Raw genomic sequence first — 19064 nt, 5'->3', positions numbered from 1 at the left:
CTAGGGCTTTTTTGCCCCGCCCAATCGGCGTCTGGGACCCGTTGCAGTGGGCTCCGGCGCCAGGGCACCCCAGCTATCGCCCTCGCCCTGCGCGGTCTCGGCATCCCCCTGCTCCTGTTGATCGCCAGGCTCTCGCTCCAGAGTAGTGGGAGTCAAATCATCCTGTAGGGGTGGTATTAATGAGGGACCATCCGCCAGTTCGCGGCGCCGATGGCGCAAGGCGAATTCGGCCACGGCGGCGATATCGGCGTTTTCGATCGCCGTGGCGCCGCGCCAGGCCGCATGGGCGCGCGCCGCGCGTAGCCAGACCAGGTCGGCGCGCAGGCCATCGACACCGGCCTGGTGGCAGCCTGCAGTGATGGCCTCCAGGGCGGCATCGTCCAGTGGAATGTCGGCCAGCCGTGTACGGGCCACAGCGCAGCGCTGACGCAGTTCCCCCTGCGCCGCTTCCCACTGCGCAATGAAGGCTGACGGATCGCTGTCGAAGGCCAGCCGCCGGCGCAGGATCTCCGCCCGCTCCCGGGGGGCCGGCCGGCTGTCCAGCGCCAGGGCGAAGCCGAACCTGTCCAGCAACTGCGGACGCAACTCGCCCTCCTCCGGATTCATGGTGCCCACCAGCAAAAAGCGCGCGGCGTGCTCATGGGAGATGCCGTCGCGCTCCACCCGGTTGACCCCACTGGCCGCCACATCCAGCAGCAGGTCGACCAGGTGATCCGGCAGCAGATTGACCTCGTCGACATAGAGCACGCCGCCATGGGCCGCCGCCAGTACGCCCGGCGCGAAGCGCGCCCGGCCTTCGCCCAGCGCCGCATCCAGATCCAGGGTGCCGACGATGCGCTCTTCGCTGGCGCCCAAAGGCAGGGTGACGAAGGGACCGCCGCCGAGCAGATCGGCCAGGCCCCGGGCCAGGGTCGACTTGGCCATGCCCCGGGGACCTTCGATCAGCACACCGCCGATACGGGGATCGATGGCATTCAGGCACAGCGCCAACTTAAGGCTGTCTGCGCCGACCACGGCGGCCAGGGGAAAGACAGGGGCGGTCATCTCAGGCTTCATCCATATCCATCAGCAGCTGTTCGAGGGCTTCGCGGTAGTCGCCCGGCTGTTGCCAGAGACCGCGCTGCTGGGCCTCCAGCAGGCGCTCGGTCATGTCGCGCAGGGCCTCGGGGTTATGGCGCTCGACGAAGTCACGGGTATCGGCGTCGAGCAGATAGGCATCGGCCAGTTGCCGGTACTGGTGATCCTCCACCAGTTCGGTAGTGGCGCCGAAGCCGAACAGGTAGTCCACGGTGGCGGCCATCTCGAAGGCCCCCTTGTAGCCATGGCGCTTCATGCCGGCGATCCACTTGGGATTGGCTGCCCGGGAGCGCACCACGCGGCCCAGCTCTTCCTTCAGGGTGCGGATCTTCGGCAGATCGGCCTGGGCATGGTCGCCGAAGTAGCTGGCGCGCCGTTGGCCGCTCAGGGTCTCAGCGGCGGCCAGCATGCTGCCCTGGAACTGGTAGTAGTCGTTGGAATCGAGCAGGTCGTGCTCGCGGTTGTCCTGGTTCTGCAGTACGGCCTGCAGCCGACCGAGGCGGCGGGAGAAGTCATCTCGAGCGGCGGTGCCCTCATCCTCGGCGCCATAGGCGTAGCCGCCCCAGTTGAGGTAGGCCGTGGCCAGTTCGCTGCGATCCTGCCACTGGCGTTCTTCCACCGCGCCCTGAACACCGGCGCCATAGGCACCGGGCTGGGCGCCGAAGATGCGCCAGCCGGCCTGACGCCGGGCGAGGTCAGCAGCGGTACCGGCCGCTTCCAGGGCAGCGCGCTCGTGGCGAACCTGGGCGGCCAGGGGGTTGAGATCGTCCGGCTCGTCCAGGGCAGCGACCGCCTGGACCGCGGCATCGAACAGCCGTACCAGACCACCGAAGGCATCGCGGAAGAAACCCGAGATGCGCAGGGTGACGTCCACCCGCGGACGATCCAGCAGCGACAGCGGCAGGATCTCGAAGTCTTCAACCCGGGCGCTGCCGGTCTGCCACACCGGGCGCACACCCAACAGCGCCATGGCCTGGGCGATGTCGTCGCCGCCGGTCCTCATGGTCGCCGTGCCCCAGACCGAAAGACCCAGCTGGCGCAGGTGGTCGCCCTCCTCCTGCAGATGACGCTCCAGCAGCAGATTGGCCGACTGCCAGCCGAGCCGCCAGGCGGTCATGCTCGGCAGGTTGCGCACGTCCACGGAAAAGAAGTTGCGCCCGGTGGGCAGGACATCCAGCCGCCCGCGACTGGGCGCGCCGCTGGGACCGGCCGGCACGAAGCGCCCGTCCAGGGCCGCCAGGAGGCCGACGATTTCAGCGGGGCCACAGCCGTCCAGTGCCGGCGCCACCTGGGTGACCAGGTGTTCCAGCACCGGACGGGTCGCCGGCAATTCGTCCAGCGCCAACGGCAAGGGCTCGGCATCGACCATCGCGGCGACCAGCGCCAGGGCCAGCAATTCCAGGCGCTCCCGGGTATCGCCCAGGGTGCGCCAGGGTTCGGCGGACAGCGCCGCCAGGCAAGCCGGGCGCGCCCCTTGCCAGGGCTCGCCCAGGTCGGCGGCCAGGGGATCGAACTCCAGCTGCAGATCCTTGGCCAGCGCCCGCAACAGACTGGCATTGCCGCCCTGGGCATCGCCACGGGGGATGCGCAAGAGCGCCACCAGGGTATCGCGACGCAATTGCCCGGTCGGGGATTCACCGAACACATGCAGGCCGTCGCGGATCTGGGATTCCTTGAGATCGCAGAGATAGGCGTCCAGTTGCGGCAGCCAGCTGTCCGGATCGTCGGTGATCACCAGCCCCAGCTCGCGATCCAGCGCGGTCTCGCGCACCAGTTGCAGGATCTCGCCGCGCAACTCGGTGGCGCGCCGCAGATCCAGCAGGCTGGCGTCATAGTATTCGTCGGCCAGGCGCTCCAGATCGCGCAGCGGCCCGTAGCTCTCGGCTCGGGTCAGCGGCGGCATCAGGTGATCGATGATCACCGCCTGGGTGCGGCGCTTGGCCTGGGCGCCCTCGCCCGGGTCGTTGACGATGAAGGGATAGACGTTGGGCAGCGGTCCGAGAATGGCGTCCGGCCAACACTCCGCCGACAGCCCGACGCCCTTGCCCGGCAGCCACTCCAGGTTGCCGTGCTTGCCCAGATGCACCACGGCCTGGGCGCCATAGGCCTCGCGCAGCCAGAAATAGAAGGCCAGGTAGCCATGGGGCGGCACCAGCGCAGGATCGTGGTAGACCGCCGCCGGATCGACGTCGTAGCCGCGTGCCGGCTGGATGCCGACAAAGGTCAGGCCGAAGCGCACCCCGGCCACCATGAGCCGACCGCGACGGTGCATGGGATCGGTCTCGGGTCCGCCCCAGCGCTCGGTCACCGCCTGCTGCAGGCTGAGCGGCAACCCGGCGAACAACGCCTGGTAGTCCTGCAGCGCCAGACTCTGCAAGGCCGGGCGCAGATCGCGCAGGGCGCTGTCGTTGGTCACCCCACCGAGCAGACGCTCGATCAGGGCGGTGCCGCTGTCCGGCAGGTTGGCCACCGGATAGCCGGCTGTCTGCAAGGACTGCAGCACCGCGAGCGCTGCCGCCGGGGTATCCAGGCCCACGCCATTGCCGATGCGGCCGTCGCGGGTCGGATAGTTGGCGAGGATCAGGGCGATGCGCTTGTCCGCCGCGGGACGCCGCGCCAGCTCGATCCAGTTGCGCGCCAGGCGGGCGACGAAGGCCATGCGCTCGCCATCGGCCTGGTAGTTGACCACATCGCTCTGGCTGCGCTCGCAGCGCCAGGCCAGGCCCTTGAAGCTGATCGGCCGGGTGATGATGCGCCCGTCCAATTCCGGCAGGGCGATATGCATGGCCAGGTCGCGGGCACCCAGACCCTGGGGATTCTCCAGCCAGCGTTCGCGATTGTCCTGGGCGCAGATGGCCTGGAGCACCGGCACGGGGCGACGGAACGGCGTCAGATTCGGCCGCTCCGGACTGGACTGGGCGAAGCCGGTGGTATTGAGGATCAGCGCGGCGTTGATCTCGTCCAGCAGCCGCTCCACCTCCTCCAGACAGGCCGGCTCCTTGAGACTGGCTACGGCGATAGGCAACGGATTCAGCCCTTCGGCGGCCAGCTGTTGGCAGAAGACGTCGACGAAGGCGGTGTTGGCCGACTGCAGATGGGTGCGATAGAACAGCAGCGCCGCGGTCGGCCAATCCGGTCGCCAGTGCTGGCGCCAGCCGTCCAGACCCAGGCCTTCCGGCTGATAGACCGCCACCCGCGGCAATTCCCGTGGCGGCTGGTAGGTGTACGGGGCACCCAGGCATTCGGCCGCCAGGCAATGCAGGAAATCCTGGGCATTGCCCAGCCCTCCTTGGCGCAGATAGCGCCACAGCCGTTCGGCCAGCTCCGGGGCCACCGTACCCAGGGCCATCAGCTCAGGATCGGGCCGATCGCAGCCGGGTACCGCGATCAGGGTCAGCCCCCGCGCGGCCAACTCGGCCAGCCGTTCCATGCCATAACGCCAGTAACCCTGGCCGCCGTGCAGGGAGATGAACACCACCCGAGCCTGGCTCAGCACCTCCTCGACATAGAGGTCCACCGAGGCGTGGTTCTGCAACTGCATGGGATTGGCCAGGCGCAGACTCGGATAGTCCTCGTCCAGGCTACGGGTCGCCTCCGCCAGCAGCGCCAGGTGCGAATCGCCACTGCAGAGCACGACGATCTCACCGGGCGTCTGCGCCAGGTGGGCGATGCCGTCGTCGGGGACGAAGCCGCCCGGCTGGGTACGCAGCAGATGCATCTGGCGTCAGGCGACCGCGGCGCGCAACTGGGCGGTGATGGCCGCCTGGTCCAACTCCTGGCCGATCAGCACCAGCTGGGTGCTGCGAGTCTCATCGGTCTTCCAGGGGCGGTCGAAGTGCTTGTCGAAGCGGGTGCCGACCCCCTGGACCAGCAGTCGCAGCGGCTTGCCGGCGATGGCCGCGAAGCCCTTCACCCGCAGCACACCATGGGTCTTGACCACCTCGGCCAGGGCCGCCAGCAGGGCCGCCTCGGCCACCTCGGGCAGCTGGACGCCGAAGGAGTCGAATTCGTCGTGATCGTGGTCTTCATGACCTTCGAGGTCATGGTGGGTGGGACGGCTGTCGATATGGGCCTCGGATTCGGCCTGCAGCCCCAGCAGAACCGACAGCGGCAGCACGCCGCGACTGGCTTCCACCACCTTGACCGCCGGCGGCAACTCCTCGGTGACCTCGGCACGTACCCGCGCCAGGGCCTCGGCATCCAGGCCATCGGCCTTGTTGAGGATCACCAGATCGGCGCTGGCGAGCTGGTCTTCGAACAACTCGTGGAGCGGCGATTCATGGTCGAGGTTGGGGTCCTGGCGGCGCTGGACGTCCACCTGCTCGGGATGGGCGGCGAAGGTGCCGGCCGCCACCGCGGGGCTGTCGACCACGGTGATCACCGCATCCACCGTGCAGGCGTTGCGGATCTCCGGCCACTGGAAGGCCTGCACCAGGGGCTTGGGCAGGGCCAGGCCACTGGTCTCGATGAGGATATGGTCGATGTCGCCGCGGCGGGCTACCAACTCCTTCATCACCGGGAAGAATTCTTCCTGCACGGTGCAGCACAGGCAACCGTTGGCCAGTTCGAAGACGCGGCCCTGGGCCTCTTCCTCGGTACAGCCGATGCTGCACTGGCGCAGGATTTCACCGTCGATGCCCAGCTCGCCGAATTCGTTGACGATCACCGCGATGCGGCGGCCTTCGGCGTGGTCGAGCATGTGCCGCAGCAGGGTGGTCTTGCCGGAACCGAGGAAGCCGGTGACGATGGTGACGGGGGTCTTGGCCAGGGTTTTCATGGGCTGCCCTTAGAGAGAAAGCGAAAGAAGACGGGCAGGCATGCCAGGCGCTCGCGCCGCGGCGAGGCCCCAATGGCAGCCCGGATCACCCCGCCCGGTTGCGTGTTCGAAACGTGGCGAGGCAGGTCTCCTGGCTCGCGGCGCCCGGCTCCGGCCTTCCCGCGTGAGCAGTGGCCTGGTGGAGAGGCTAAAAACGCCGCTTACAGTTGCGGGGGCAGCCGCGGTGTCGCACCGCGTTCCCTTTCAAGCTCTTGCCGACAAGAGCACCTCGGAACGCGACAGGCTACGAGCGCCCCGCCGGGGTGTCAATCGGCCAGACTTGACCGGCGGACGAGGCGCGTGGTCTGCTCGCCGCTGCTTCAGGTGTCGCGACTCCGCCAAGGGTCGCGGTGAAACGGGAAGCCGGTCCGAGTCCGGCACTGCCCCCGCAACGGTAGACGAGCGCAGGATCACAGAGCCACCCGGCCGGCAAGTCTGGGGAAGGCGATCCTGGTAGTTGCAGCCTGCAACCCTCGTGAGTCCGGAGACCGGCCTGCTGCTTTCAAGCAACCCGCGGTGGGCGGTCGTGCTGGACGGCGGCCGCCTGCGGCTCGCTGCCTCGGCGCGTCCCTGCCGCTTCGACTCCGAGGCCCTGCCATGACCGCTACCCGCTCGACCACCGCCCTGCCCCAGACCAGTACCCGCACCCAGCGTCTGACCGCCACCCTGCTCGCCTGCCTGCTCGGCCTGGGCCTGGTGCTTCTGGCCGGTTTCTCCCATGTCGAGGCGCTGCACAACGGCGCTCACGATACCCGCCATAGCGAAGGCTTCCCCTGCCACTAAAAGGAGTTCGCCATGTTCCAGCGTATTGCCTTCAGTGCCGGCGTGGCCGGCCTCCTTGCGGCCCTGTTGCTGAGTGCCCTGCAAAGCCTGTGGCTGACCCCGCTCATCCTCCAGGCGGAAACCTACGAGGTCCAGACCGAGGCGCCCGCCATGGCCGGACAGCATCATCATGGTGAAGAAGCAGCCTGGACGCCGGCGGATGGCTGGCCGCGAACCCTGTCGACCTTTGGCGGCAACCTGGTGGTGGCGGTAGGCTTCGGCCTGATCCTGGCGGGCCTGTTCAATCTAAGAGGCCCGACCCGCCTGCACCAGGGCCTGCTGTGGGGCCTGGCCGGCTATGCCACCTTTTGCCTGGCGCCCAGCCTCGGCCTGCCGCCGGAGCTACCCGGCACGGCCGCGGCGGATCTCACCCTGCGTCAAGCCTGGTGGCTGGGCACTGCCGGTGCCACTGCCGCGGCGCTCGCGCTCCTGGCGTTCACTCGCCATCCCGGCTTCAAGATCGCCGCCCTCGGGCTGCTGCTCATTCCACATCTGCTGGGTGCGCCCCAACCCGTCGCTCAGGCGAGCCTGGCACCGGAGGCCTTGCAACGGCACTTCCAGATCGCCGTGCTGGCCAGCAATCTGCCGTTCTGGCTGCTCCTGGGACTCGCCTGCAGCTGGCTGTTCCATCGCCAGGCGCCTCAGGCCTGATGGCGCTGGTCCTGGGCCTGGGTTGCCGCCGGGGCTGTTCGGTGGAGGAGCTGACCGCGCTGGCGCTGGCGGTGCTGCAGGAGGCCGGCTGTGACCCCAACGCCCTCACGGCGCTGGCGACGGTGGACCGCCGTGTGGAGGAAAACGCACTGCAACACCTGGCCCAGCGCTGGCAACTGCCCTTGCAGGGCTTCTCCGCCGAACGTCTGGCGCAACAGGAGGGTATCGCCGCGCCGAGTGCGGTCGCCTTGCAACACACCGGCAGTCCCAGCGTGGCTGAAGCCGCGGCCCTGGCCGCGGCCGGTGAAGGCGCCCGGTTGCGGGTCGGCAAGCGCAAGAGCGCGGCCGCGACGGCAGCGCTGGCTTACGCCTGAGCGACCTCTTCCGCGTCGGTGTCTCTGACCCGGGCGCGGACGTGGATGGGGCTGAAGGGCTCGTTCTGCACCAGCTCCACCAGGGATTCCTTGACCAGCTCGAGGATGGCCATGAAGGTCACCACCACCCCGAGCCGGCCTTCATCCAGGGTGAACAGCGCCACGAAGGGTACGAAGGCGCCATCCTTGAGGCGCTCCAGCACCTGACTCATGCGCTCGCGGGTGGACAGCACCTCGCGGGTCACCTGGTGACTCTCGAACAGGTCGGCGCGGCGCAGGACCTCGCCCATGGCCAGCAGCAACTCGCCCAGCTCCACCTCGGGCAGGAGCTTGCGCGCCCGCGCCTCGGGCGCCGGCAAGCTGGGCACCACGAAGTTGCGTCCCTCCCGCGGCAGGTCGTCGAGGTCCTCGGCGGCCTTCTTGAAGCGCTCGTATTCCTGCAGCCGGCGGATCAGTTCGGCGCGCGGATCTTCCTCTTCGGCCTCCAGGCCTTCGGCGCGCGGCAGCAGCATGCGCGACTTGATCTCCGCCAGCATGGCGGCCATCAGCAGGTATTCGGCGGCCAGCTCCAGTTGCACCGCCTTCATCAGCTCGACGTAGCTCATGTACTGCCGGGTGATCTCGGCGACAGGAATGTCGAGGATGTCGATGTTCTGCTTGCGGATCAGATAGAGCAGCAGGTCGAGAGGCCCCTCGAAGGCTTCGAGAAAGACCTCCAGCGCATCCGGCGGAATGTAGAGGTCCTGGGGCAGTTCGGTGAAGGCCTCGCCATAGACCAGCGCCAGGCGCAGCTGCTCGGGTTCGAGCAGCTGGGGGTCCAGGGCTTCGCTCATGCTTCGATCATGAAGGGCGTGGGATCACCGGCACCGACGCGGATCACTTCCGGCTCGTCGTCGGCCAGGCTGATCACGGTGGAGGGCTGCAGGCCACCCGGACCGCCCTCGATCACCAGGTCGACGAAATGCTCGAGACGCTCGCGGATCTCCCAGGCATCGCCCAGGGCCTCGTCATCCCCCGGCAGGATCAGGCTCACGCTCATCAGCGGCTCGCCCAGCGCCTCCAGCAGCGCCAGGGTGATGGGATGCTGGGGCACCCGCACGCCGATGGTGCGCCGCTTGGGATGCAGCAGCATGCGCGGCACCTCGCGGGTGGCGTTGAGGATGAAGGTATAGGGTCCTGGTGTGTAGGCCTTGAGCAGGCGAAAGGCGCTGGTATCCACCTTGGCATAGATGCCCAGCTCGGACAGATCGCAGCACACCAGGGTGAAGTTGTGCTTGTCGTCGAGCTGGCGGATGCGGCGGATACGCTCCACCGCGCTCTTCTCACCGATACGGCAGCCCAGGGCATAGGACGAATCGGTGGGATAGGCGATGACACCGCCGGACTGGATGATTTCCACGGCCTGACGAATCAGCCGCGGCTGGGGATTCTGCGGATGAATCTCGATGAACTGGCTCATTGGGGTTCCCGATTCTGAGGGTACAGCGGTTGACTGAAGCGCGCCCAGAGGGGCGGCAGATCTTCGGGCAACGGGCGGTACATCCCCAGCTCCGACCAGTCGGCCGGCGCATGGAAATCGCTGCCCGCACTGACCATCAGACCGAATTCCCGCGCCAGAATTGCCAGGGTGCCGACCTGCTCCGCCGGCTGCACGCCATTGACCACCTCGATGGCGTGGCCACCGCCGGTGACGAATTCTCCGATCAGCTTGCGCAGCTTGGTGCGGGTGAAGCCATAGGCCAGCGGGTGGGCCAGACTGATCCATGCCTTGGCGCCCTTCAGGGTCGCCAGGGTCTCGGCCAGGGTCGGCCAGTGCTGCTTGACGTCGCCGAGCTTGCCGCCGCCCAGCCACTTGCGAAAGGCATCGCCGCGGTCTTCGACGAAGCCCGCCTGCACCAGGTATTCGGCGAAATGCGGCCGGGCCGGCGCATTGCGACTGTCGCCCAGGGCCAGCTGCACCGCCCGGGCGCCGTCCAGGGTGCCGGGCATGCCCTTGGCCGCCAGCCGCCGGTCGATTTCCCGGGCGCGTTCCCAGCGTCCCTCGTGCAGGGCTTCCAGCGCAGCGTTCAATTCGGGCGCCTCGGGGGCGAAGTTGTAGCCCAGCACATGCAGGGTCGCCCCACCCCAGGTACAGGACATCTCGATCCCGGGCAGCAGGCGCAGACCCAGGCCGTCCGCGGCTTCCAGGGCTTCGGCATAGCCATCCAGGGTGTCGTGATCGGTGATGGCCAGCAGTTGCACCCCGCGCTCGTGGGCGCGTCTGACCACCTCGGCGGGCGCGAAGGCGCCGTCCGACGCGGTGGTATGACAGTGCAGGTCGATACGCATGGCTTTCTCCTCCGGCTTCATCAGGTATTATGCCGCGATGCACTGCTATCGGCTGCGTTAATGAAACAATTCATCGATTTCATCCCCCTGCTCCTGTTCTTCCTGGTCTACAAGCTCGATCCGCGTCCGCTGGAGTTCGCCGGGCACGCCTTTACCCTGGGCGGCATCTTCAGCGCCACCGCGGTGCTGATCGTCGCTTCCCTGGTGGTCTACGGCGCGATCTTCGCGACCCAGCGCCGGCTGGAGAAGAGTCAGTGGCTGACGCTGATCGCCTGCCTGGTGTTTGGTGGCATGACCCTGGCCTTCCATAGCGAGACCTTCCTGAAGTGGAAGGCGCCGGTGGTGAACTGGCTGTTCGCCCTGGCCTTCCTGGGCAGCCATTTCATCGGCGAAAAGCCGCTGATCCAGCGCATGCTGGGCCACGCGGTGCGCCTGCCAGCCCCTATCTGGACGCGGCTGAACGTCGCCTGGATCGTCTTCTTCATCGTCTGCGGCTGCGCGAATCTCTACGTGGCCTTCACCTACGAAAGCTTCTGGGTCGACTTCAAGGTCTTTGGCAGTCTGGCGATGACCCTGGTGTTCATGCTCGGTCAGGGCCTCTATCTGGCGCGCCATCTGCAACCCATGGATGAACCGCGAGACTGATCTCATGAGTCAGATACTGCTGATCGATGACGACCAGGAACTGTGCGACCTGCTCGGTGCCTGGCTGAAACAGGAAGGCTTCGAGGTCACCGCCTGTCATGCCGGTAGCGACGCCCGCAACCAGTTGCGCGAGGCGACGCCGGACGTGGTGGTGCTGGACGTGATGCTGCCTGACGGCAGTGGCCTGGAATTGCTCAAGCAGCTGCGCAGCGATCATCCGCAACTGCCCGTGCTCATGCTATCGGGACGGGGCGAACCCCTCGACCGGATCCTCGGCCTGGAGCTAGGTGCCGACGACTACCTGGCCAAACCCTGCGATCCGCGCGAACTCACCGCGCGCCTCCGAGCCATCCTCAGACGCAGTCATCCGGCCCAGCCTGCAGCCCGCCTGCAGCTGGGCGACCTGTCGCTGAGTCTGGCGCGCGGCGTCGCCAACATCGGCGAAACCGAGATCACCCTGACCCTCACCGAGAGCCGCATCCTCGAAGCCCTGCTACGGCAACCGGGCGAGCCCCTGGAAAAGCAGGCCCTGGCCCAGGCGGCCCTGGGCCGCAAGCTGACCCTCTATGATCGCAGCCTGGACATGCATGTCAGCAATCTGCGCCGCAAGCTCGGCAGCCATGCCGACGGTCGTCCGCGCATCCTGGCGCTGCGGGGCCGCGGCTACTACTACAGCGTCTAGCCCACCGCGCAGCCTTTACCCCCTCTTTACCCCCGCTGACCGCCACTGACTCCCCCGCTCCTAGACTGGGCTCATCCGGTGTTGCACCGGTCATCCCAAGGAGATTTCCCGATGCGCAAACTCATGCCCGCCGTGCTGTTCGCCGCCCTGCTGCCGACCCTGACCCTGGCCGCTACCCAGGACAGCACCGACATCACCCCGCCGCCCCACGGCAAGCTGATGGATGGCGGTCCGCGTGGCGATGGCCCTCTGCGCGGCCTCAAGCTGACCCCCGAGCAACGCGAGCAGGTCGGCAAGCTGATGGGCGAGGAACGCCGGCAGCAGCGCGAGATCGTCAAGAGCTACCTCGACAAGCTGCCCGAGGATCAGCGCAAGGCCCTGCACGATCAGCTGGATGGCAGTCGCGACAAGACCCGTCAGTCCATTCGCGCCCTGCTCAAGCCCGATCAGCAGAAGCGCTTCGACGAAATGGAAAAGAAGCGTGAGGATCGCGCCAAGGAGTGGGCCGAGTTCCAGCAGTGGAAGCAGGACCACAAGTCCTCCTGATCCCCGATCGCTGCGCCGATGGTCCTCGGCGCAGCGTCTGACCAAGAACCTGCCAAAGTCTCGCGAGCTAGAGACAAACAAGGCGAAAATGCCTGAGGAAGCGGAGTTTACGAGTGGTAAATGAGCATTCCGAAGGCATTTTCAACGCCGTTTGGCCGACGCGCAGCAGACTTTGAGCAGCTTCTAAGGCGACTGCATGGTTTTTCGTTCCCTCTTCTGGCGCATCTTCGCCACCTTCTGGCTGGCCATCCTGTCCGCGGTCGGCCTGACCATGCTGCTCGGCCACCTGGCCGACCAGGATTCTTGGATCCTCGCGCAGCATCCCGGCCTACGCGATCTCCCCGAACAGTGGGTGCAACGTTATGAAAACGACGGTCCCGCCGCCGCCCAAGGCCTGCTCGAACAGCGCAAGGGCCGCTACGGCATCGATGTGCTGGTGCTGGGCGAGAACGGCTCGCCCCTGGTGCGCGGCACCCTGCCACCGCGCATCTTCGACCAGGATCTCGACCAGCCGCAGCGTCAGCAGCGCCCCGGTCCTGGCGCCCGCGACCCCAACCGGCCGCTGCCCTGGCGACGCCTGACCGACGAATACACCAGCCCGAGCGGCCAGACCTACCTGTTCATCTACCACCTGCCCACCCCCGAACTGGGCGCCTGGCGCCGCCAGAGCCTGTTCTGGCCGGTCGGCATGCTGGCCATCGCCACGGTGGTGCTGACCCTGTTCAGCCTGCTGCTGACCCTCAGCCTGACCCGTCCGCTCAATCATCTCAGGCGTGCGGTCCATGATCTCGGGCAGACCGCCTATCAGCAGGACACCCTCGCCCGCCTCGCCCGCCGCAAGGACGAACTGGGCGTGCTGGCCGAAGACTTCAATCGCATGGGCGCCCATCTGCAGCGCCTGATCGACAGCCAGCGGCAGCTGCTGCGCGACGTGTCCCACGAGCTACGCTCCCCGCTGGCCCGCCTGCGCATCGCCCTGGCGCTGGCCGAACGCTCCGATCCCCATGACCTGGGCAACATGTGGCCGCGCCTGACCCTGGAATGCGATCGCCTGGAAACCCTGATCGGCGAGATCCTCGCCCTGGCTCGCCAGGAAGCGGATCCCGGTCCGCCCGAGCAGCTGGAATTGCACCCGCTGCTGGAAGGCCTGGTTGAGGATGCCCAGCTCAGCGCCCCGCAGCAGCGGGTAGAGCTGGACGTTCCCGCCGCCCTGCGACTGGACGGCTGGCCCGATGTACTGGAACGGGCCCTGGACAATCTGTTGCGCAATGCGCTGCGCTTCAACCCGCCCGCCCTGCCGATCGTCATCTCGGCGACCGCCGCCGCGGGCGAGGTGTGCATCCAGGTGCGTGACCATGGCCCCGGAGTCAAGGTCGACGACCTGCCCCGGCTGGGTGAGCCCTTCTTCCGCTCGGATCAGCAGCAGGCCACCGGCTATGGCCTGGGGCTGGCCATCGCCCGCCGCGCCATCCAGCGCCATGGTGGCGAGCTGCACCTGAGCAATCACCCGGACGGCGGCTTTCTCGCCACCGTCACCCTGCCGCTCAGACCGGTCCTGACCAATGGCTGACCTGGCCGCTCAGATCACGCGGCGCCGGGATCCGCGGCGCCATCTCCGGCGTGCCCAGGTAGATGTAGCCCACCAGTTGTTCGTCCTCGGCCAGTCCCAGCCCCTGCAGCACCCAGGGATCGTAGCTGAACTCACCGGAACGCCAGACCGCACCCAGGCCCAGGGCGAAGGCCGCGTTGACCAGGCCGTGGGCGACGCAGCCGGCGGTGATGATCTGCTCCTGGACCGGCACCTTGGGGTGTTCCTGGGGCGTGGCGACGACGGCGATCACCAGGGGGGCCCGCAGCGGCATGCGCCGCGCCTTGTCCAGGGCCGCCGCATCTGCGTCGGGCTCGCGCCGGCGCAGGGCATCGGCATAGAGCTCGCCGAGCGCCGTGCGGCCGGCGCCGCTCACCAGGATCAGCCGCCAGGGGCGCAGCAGCTTGTGGTCCGGCGCTCGGTCCGCGGCGCGCAGCAGGGTCTCGAGTTGCGCGGGCGTTGGGCCCGGTTCGATCAGGCGACCGACCGAGGCGCGATTGCAAAGGGCTTCGAGGGCATCCATAGCGTCTCTCCTGTAAAGATGCCGCAGTGTACCCCAGGGACGACTGCCGAATTTGGCTGTCACAGCAGCGGAATGGCTGACATTCTTGGCCGCTACCGGGGCGGTCGGCTAAGATCGCGAATGCTAGAAAACCCGGCCGCTTTCATCGTCGCGAACGGATTTATCCCGACCTCTCGCCTTTTTCGAAACGGACCCGACAGATGAAGTTTGCGCTCAACCGGTTCCTCGCTGCGTCCGGTGACAGCCTGGGCGTCTACTACGCCCGGGTATTCGCCTATCTGATCGCCGCCGCCAGCGTCACCGCCGGGTACTACACCCAGGCCGATGCGGTGGGCCTGTGGCTGATCCCCTATGCCCTGCTCTACCCCCATGTGGCCCAGACCCTGAGTCTCAAGCTCAGACGCGATCGCGGCGCCCAGACCGATATCATCCTCGCCGCCCTGGACGCCATCCATGTCGGCATGGCCGCGGTGGTGTTGCGCTTCCCGCTGATGCCCACCCTGATGCTGCTGTTCATGCTCGGCTATACCAGCATGCTGCGCGGTGGCCCGCGCCTGCTCGGCCTGTGCCTGCTGTTCGCCACCAGCGCCGCGGCGCTGGGCAGCGCCACCTTCTTCCAGGGTGTCGACCTCACCAGTCCGCTGCTGGTGGCGGTCACCAGCGTGGTGGGCACCATGCTGCACCTCTGGGGCACCGGCTACTTCCTGCATCGCCAGCGCAAGCGCCTCATCCAGATCAACGACGATCTCAAGCGCGAGCAGGAAAAGTCGGCGATCCTGGCGCACAACCTGGCCAAATACCTCTCGCCCCAGGTCTGGGAGTCCATCTTCACCGGCAAGCAGCACATCGCCCTGGGCACCCAGCGCAAGAAGATCACGGTGTTCTTCTCCGACATCAAGGGCTTCACCGAGCTGTCCGAAGAACTCGAGGCCGAAGCCCTCACCGACATGCTCAACAACTACCTCAACGAGATGTCGAAGATCGCCGTCAAATACGGTGGCACTATCGACAAGTTCGTCGGTGACTGCGTGATGGTGTTCTTTGGCGACGCCAACAGCCAGGGCGCCAAGAAGGACGCCGTGGCCGCGGTCTCCATGGCCATCGCCATGCGCAAGCACATGAAGGTCCTGCGCCAGCAGTGGCGCAGCCAGGGCATCAACAAGCCGCTGGAGATCCGCATGGGCCTGAACACCGGTTACTGCACGGTCGGCAACTTCGGCTCCAGCACGCGCATGGACTACACCATCATCGGTCGCGAAGTGAACCTGGCCAGCCGCCTGGAGAATGCCGCCGATGCCGGCGAGATCCTGATCAGCCACGAGACCTACTCGCTGGTCAAGGAAACCATCATGTGCCGCGACAAGAGCTGGATCACCGTCAAGGGCTTCAGCAAGCCGGTGCAGATCTATCAGGTGGTGGACTTCCGTCGCGACCTGGGCGCCTCTCCCAGCTATGTCGAGCACGAACTGCCGGGCTTCTCCATGTACCTGGATACCAACAACATCCAGAACTACGACAAGGAGCGGGTCATCCAGGCGCTGCAGCTGGCAGCGGAAAAGCTCAAGGACAAGGTAATTCTTTAAAGCGACCGCAGACCCTGCGGCCGCATCTGGACGTACCTCGGCGCCCTTGGCTGGGCGCAACCAGACCGCCAGCGCAGGCGGCATTCGGACTGCTGCTCGGTAGGATGCTGATATATCGCTGACAGCCACCAAGCACAGCCAAGCCTGCCCTCCCTTGGCAATACTTATTGCCGCCCACCAGATCGCATCTTTGCTCGGCGAAGAGGCAGCGGTCTGAGCTGAAGCGAACGTGCTGCTGCGGCCCCGCTGGAAAGGCCTAGGCCTTCGATACCCAGGCTGCCCTGCCCCTTCCGGGAGCATTCGACGCCGAAGACTTATCTGTGACTCCAGGACGAGCACCCCCAGTGATGAGGCATCTCCCTTTGTGCCGCTGGCGAACCGGCCTATCCCGATTTGCAGGAAAGGCAGCCGGGCGGTGATCAGCCTTGACCAGCGTATCTTCGCGTCACAGGGTACCGATGCTGGCAAGGTGCAGCCCAACCTCCTGAGCAACTTCCACAGTGGGCCTTCGATAGCGCCCCGTAGCCCCTCCACGCAACGTGGAATCTCGCGAAGCGACTTTAATAAGCCATGAACATGCCAGCAGCATGATTTCCAAAGAAATACTATCAGCATATCAATTTTCGGCCTGCTTACTACATGCATGCCAATACCTATCGCGCGGACCGGCGTATCTTCGTTATATGAACTAGCCTAACCAGGCCAAGCCGCCAACCACAGGTATTTCAGAAAAACGCAGCAGTAATCAGGAACATCCACTACAAATCACCACCCAAGCAAGAACTATAAATTAAGCAGAAGGCGCGTACACTCACCCGCACCCTTAGCACCGGCACCCGACCACCACATACGAATACCGTCATCTTATAATCCGACAATATATAACTTCCTAACCGCCTCTCTTGCCACCCACTATTTTTTCGCCAAACATATACTCTTCATTTACTGCCGAAGGCCATTTATCATGGAATTCCAAACAGAAGAGCCGTCATCCTTTTCCAACCTGGAAAGCCCCGTAGAAGTCTATACGGAGTGGGATCCCCTGGAGGAGGTCATAGTTGGCATAATGGATGACATCCGCGTACCTGAATGGGATACCGGTCTGAGAGCCATCATACCCAGAGAGTCGAGCGACTTTTTCCAGACATACTCTGGACAGCGATTTCCGGAAGAGCTGGTCATCAAGGCCAGACAGGAAGTCAATACGCTGGCCAGGATCCTGGAAGCCGAGGGCATAAGAGTAAAACGGCCAAACGAGTTCAATCACCATCAGCCCATAGTGACTCCCCATTTCACTACAGGTGGCACCTTCTACTCCGCCATGCCAAGGGACTGCCTTTTCGCAATCGGCAAAAAGATCATTGAAGTGCCCATGGCCTGGCGCAGCCGTTACTTCGAGACCTTCGCTTTTCGTGACATCCTGAACGATTACTTTAGCAGAGGTGCTGACTGGATCTCAGCCCCCAAGCCGATGCTGAAAGACAACATCTGGAAAAAGGATTATGACTTCGACCAGGAGATTCCATTCAACTCCATAATCACCGAGGTGGAACCGCTATTTGACGCGGCCGACTTCATGAAGATGGGCCGCGACATCATCGGCCAGCGTAGCCATGTAACGAATAACAAGGGCATCGAATGGCTGCGCAGAACCCTCGGATCGGATTATCGCATCCACATCTATGAGTTCGAAGAGCCAGGACCCATGCACATCGACACGACGATACTGCCGCTGGCGCCAGGCCGCGTACTCGTCAACAAGGGCTGGGTACCGCAGATTCCTGACATCTTCAAAGATTGGGAAATCCTGACTCCGCCGCCGTCCAACCTGCCCGACGACCATCCTCTTTACATCACTTCCAAGTGGATTCACATCAATGTGCTGATGCTGGACGAAAGAACGGTGGTCGTCGAGCAGGACGAGGAGGCTCTGATCAACGCCTTCCGCCAGTGGGGTTTCAAGACCATCCTCTGTCCCTTCAAGCACTTTCAGACCTTCGGTGGCTCCTTCCACTGTGCCACGCTGGATGTCAAACGGCGCGGAAGCCTGAAAAGTTATATCTGAAGACTTCCGGCGCCCATCTGGAAATAGTGGGGCGCTCTAAGCGCGCAGGGCCCGAGGCCCTGCGCGCACCAATAGCCGCAAGCATAACAGGATTTGGAAATGCAGCTCGAACATACGGTACTGATCGTTTCTTCCGACCTGGATGTCGCCTTGAACGTAGCGGCGCTCAAGGCGAAGTATGACCTGCAGACCTGGAGTTTCGTCTTCCTGCTGGAGGATTATCTGGGCGAGGCGCGAGAGGAATTGGAACGCCCGGAAAACTTTCTCGTCTCTGACTTCGCCATTGCCACCGAGGTAGAGGCAGCGCTTGATAAGATAGCTCGCCACTACAGCATTTCTACCGCGGTGGCTTTCGACGAATTTTCGCTCTACGTAGCCGCTTCAGCAAATGAGCGCTGGCAACTTCCAGGCATCACCCGAGAAGAGGCGCAAAGGTTTCGCGACAAGAAAAAAATGAAAGAGATCGCTCAGCGCGCAGGAATCAGGACCGCCAGAGAAATAACGCTCGATGAAATCAAGCTTGGGCAGGTGCAGTTTCCCATCATCGTCAAACCGCGTTCGCTGGCGGGCGCTCAAGGCGTCCGGATCATTACCGAAGCAGACGAAATGTCGTCCATCGATATCGATTCGAACCCTGAATATCAGGATATGAGCAAACATCAGTATCTTATCGAAACCTATAATCCAGCCTGCATCTACCATATTGATTGTATCGTCCGTAAAGGAACACTGGCCTTCCTATCGGTCGGCGAATATCTAGGCAAACCCATGGATTTCCTGCAGGAAAAACCGGTCGGCGTGATAGCGGTTCCCGAGGAGATGATCGAGGATATCTGGCGCCATTTTACCGAATCCGTGATAGCCGCCTTTGACGCGCCTGACGGGGTCTATCACATAGAGGCCTTTGCTGGCGCAGAACTACTGGAAATCGCCTATCGACCTGGCGGCGCGGCCATTGTCGAGATGATAGAGATGGTCTACGGGCTGGACCTGAAGCTAATCCATCTCGCGGCACAACTGGGCCTGGATCCTTCAGTCGATATCCAGCGGAGGGCCCAAGCCTTTGGCTATATGACCTTTCCTAAAAAGCACCTTTCCCTCACACCGCTTTACGTCACAGAGGTGGCCTTACCACCCCTGGAAAATCTGCCAACGCTTAGCACCCATTCGATACCCAAGGCCGGCGACGTCGCTTCGGGAGAATTCTACTGCTACAAGGACTCGCTGGGCTCATTCGTCTTTTGCGGCGATCGCGATCTCGTGCTTCAGGACATCGACTACCTGAACAGGCATTACAGCGTCGCTGTGGCCGCTGAACCGTAGATAGCGGCCTGGGACCGCTGCTCCCATAGATATCCGCCACG

The 19064-nt window shown here is 64.9% G+C and carries 17 protein-coding genes and 2 riboswitches; of the genes, 10 read left to right on the top strand and 7 right to left on the bottom strand.

Translation table 11 applies throughout. The features are described from left to right. From PSEK12I1_RS0115970 to cobW, 3 genes are read right to left on the bottom strand one after another with little or no spacing between them, the layout of a single operon-like run. Nucleotides 1-1044 carry an ATP-binding protein gene (locus PSEK12I1_RS0115970; RefSeq protein WP_027599498.1) on the bottom strand — a complete coding sequence of 348 codons (1044 nt, stop codon included), beginning with the start codon at nt 1042-1044 and terminating at the stop codon, nt 1-3. A 1-nt stretch (nt 1045) separates the two neighbouring features. After that, nucleotides 1046-4795, bottom strand: a complete 3750-nt coding sequence (gene cobN / locus PSEK12I1_RS0115965; protein WP_027602206.1) for a cobaltochelatase subunit CobN — start codon at nt 4793-4795, stop codon at nt 1046-1048. A 6-nt stretch (nt 4796-4801) separates the two neighbouring features. Then, nucleotides 4802-5854: a cobalamin biosynthesis protein CobW gene (cobW, locus tag PSEK12I1_RS0115960; RefSeq protein ID WP_027602205.1), complete on the bottom strand. Its 1053-nt coding sequence runs from the start codon at nt 5852-5854 to the stop codon at nt 4802-4804. A 102-nt stretch (nt 5855-5956) separates the two neighbouring features. Beyond that, a riboswitch (cobalamin riboswitch) is annotated at nt 5957-6140 on the bottom strand. Between the two features lie 58 nt (nt 6141-6198). Next, a riboswitch (cobalamin riboswitch) is annotated at nt 6199-6405 on the top strand. 85 nt (nt 6406-6490) lie between these two features. Between cobW and PSEK12I1_RS0115955 the strand changes: the two genes are divergently transcribed. Genes PSEK12I1_RS0115955 through PSEK12I1_RS0115945 form a run of 3 tightly spaced genes read left to right on the top strand, consistent with a single transcriptional unit; the run spans nt 6491 to nt 7740 of the window. Then, nucleotides 6491-6676 (top strand): CbtB domain-containing protein, encoded by a 186-nt coding sequence (locus PSEK12I1_RS0115955; RefSeq protein WP_007158478.1) that lies wholly within the window; start codon nt 6491-6493, stop codon nt 6674-6676. Nucleotides 6677-6688: 12 nt separating this feature from the next. Continuing rightward, nucleotides 6689-7366, top strand: coding sequence for a CbtA family protein (locus PSEK12I1_RS0115950; protein WP_027602204.1), 678 nt, complete (start codon nt 6689-6691; stop codon nt 7364-7366). Then, the gene (locus PSEK12I1_RS0115945; RefSeq protein WP_027599502.1) at nt 7366-7740 is read left to right on the top strand and encodes a cobalamin biosynthesis protein; all 375 of its coding nucleotides are present in this window, start codon (nt 7366-7368) and stop codon (nt 7738-7740) included. The genes PSEK12I1_RS0115950 and PSEK12I1_RS0115945 overlap by 1 nt, the downstream gene beginning before the upstream one ends. Here the strand turns inward: PSEK12I1_RS0115945 and PSEK12I1_RS0115940 are convergent. The 3 genes from PSEK12I1_RS0115940 to PSEK12I1_RS0115930 form a co-directional block, all read right to left on the bottom strand. Next, the gene (locus tag PSEK12I1_RS0115940) at nt 7731-8459 is read right to left on the bottom strand and encodes a ScpA family protein (protein WP_161796601.1); all 729 of its coding nucleotides are present in this window, start codon (nt 8457-8459) and stop codon (nt 7731-7733) included. The two genes, PSEK12I1_RS0115945 and PSEK12I1_RS0115940, sit on opposite strands and share 10 nt — an antisense overlap. A 110-nt stretch (nt 8460-8569) precedes the next feature. Next, the gene (locus tag PSEK12I1_RS0115935; RefSeq protein ID WP_027599504.1) at nt 8570-9199 is read right to left on the bottom strand and encodes an L-threonylcarbamoyladenylate synthase; all 630 of its coding nucleotides are present in this window, start codon (nt 9197-9199) and stop codon (nt 8570-8572) included. Beyond that, the gene (locus PSEK12I1_RS0115930) at nt 9196-10068 is read right to left on the bottom strand and encodes a PHP domain-containing protein (RefSeq protein WP_007158483.1); all 873 of its coding nucleotides are present in this window, start codon (nt 10066-10068) and stop codon (nt 9196-9198) included. Before PSEK12I1_RS0115930 ends, PSEK12I1_RS0115935 begins: the two co-directional genes overlap by 4 nt. Nucleotides 10069-10128: 60 nt before the next feature. On the opposite strand from PSEK12I1_RS0115930, the gene PSEK12I1_RS0115925 reads away from it, so the two are divergent. From PSEK12I1_RS0115925 to PSEK12I1_RS0115910, 4 genes are all read left to right on the top strand, one after another. After that, complete coding sequence (locus PSEK12I1_RS0115925; RefSeq protein WP_027602202.1) at nt 10129-10713, top strand: septation protein A; 585 nt, start codon at nt 10129-10131, stop codon at nt 10711-10713. A gap of 4 nt (nt 10714-10717) precedes the next feature. Next, nucleotides 10718-11395 carry a response regulator transcription factor gene (locus tag PSEK12I1_RS0115920; RefSeq protein WP_027602201.1) on the top strand — a complete coding sequence of 226 codons (678 nt, stop codon included), beginning with the start codon at nt 10718-10720 and terminating at the stop codon, nt 11393-11395. A 111-nt stretch (nt 11396-11506) separates the two neighbouring features. Further along, nucleotides 11507-11941 carry a Spy/CpxP family protein refolding chaperone gene (locus PSEK12I1_RS0115915; protein ID WP_027602200.1) on the top strand — a complete coding sequence of 145 codons (435 nt, stop codon included), beginning with the start codon at nt 11507-11509 and terminating at the stop codon, nt 11939-11941. A 196-nt stretch (nt 11942-12137) separates the two neighbouring features. After that, the gene (locus PSEK12I1_RS0115910; protein ID WP_027602199.1) at nt 12138-13511 is read left to right on the top strand and encodes a HAMP domain-containing sensor histidine kinase; all 1374 of its coding nucleotides are present in this window, start codon (nt 12138-12140) and stop codon (nt 13509-13511) included. Here PSEK12I1_RS0115910 and PSEK12I1_RS0115905 read toward each other — a convergent pair. Then, nucleotides 13486-14052, bottom strand: a complete 567-nt coding sequence (locus PSEK12I1_RS0115905; protein WP_027602198.1) for a nitroreductase — start codon at nt 14050-14052, stop codon at nt 13486-13488. The genes PSEK12I1_RS0115910 and PSEK12I1_RS0115905 overlap by 26 nt on opposite strands. A gap of 200 nt (nt 14053-14252) precedes the next feature. On the opposite strand from PSEK12I1_RS0115905, the gene PSEK12I1_RS0115900 reads away from it, so the two are divergent. From PSEK12I1_RS0115900 to PSEK12I1_RS0115890, 3 genes are all read left to right on the top strand, one after another. After that, on the top strand, nt 14253-15635 hold the full coding sequence (locus PSEK12I1_RS0115900; RefSeq protein WP_007158489.1) for an adenylate/guanylate cyclase domain-containing protein: 1383 nt from the start codon (nt 14253-14255) through the stop codon (nt 15633-15635). Nucleotides 15636-16599: 964 nt separating this feature from the next. After that, nucleotides 16600-17700 (top strand): amidinotransferase, encoded by a 1101-nt coding sequence (locus PSEK12I1_RS0115895; RefSeq protein WP_027602197.1) that lies wholly within the window; start codon nt 16600-16602, stop codon nt 17698-17700. A 99-nt stretch (nt 17701-17799) separates the two neighbouring features. Then, complete coding sequence (locus tag PSEK12I1_RS0115890) at nt 17800-19023, top strand: acetyl-CoA carboxylase biotin carboxylase subunit family protein (RefSeq protein WP_027602196.1); 1224 nt, start codon at nt 17800-17802, stop codon at nt 19021-19023. Nucleotides 19024-19064: the final 41 nt, after the last annotated feature.

It is taken from the genome of Pseudomonas sp. MOIL14HWK12:I1, assembly GCF_000510705.1.
GTDB classification, from domain to species: domain Bacteria; phylum Pseudomonadota; class Gammaproteobacteria; order Pseudomonadales; family Pseudomonadaceae; genus Chryseomonas; species Chryseomonas oryzihabitans.
Note: the sequence above shows the minus strand (reverse complement) of the source record. Positions and strands in the feature narration are given on the sequence as shown.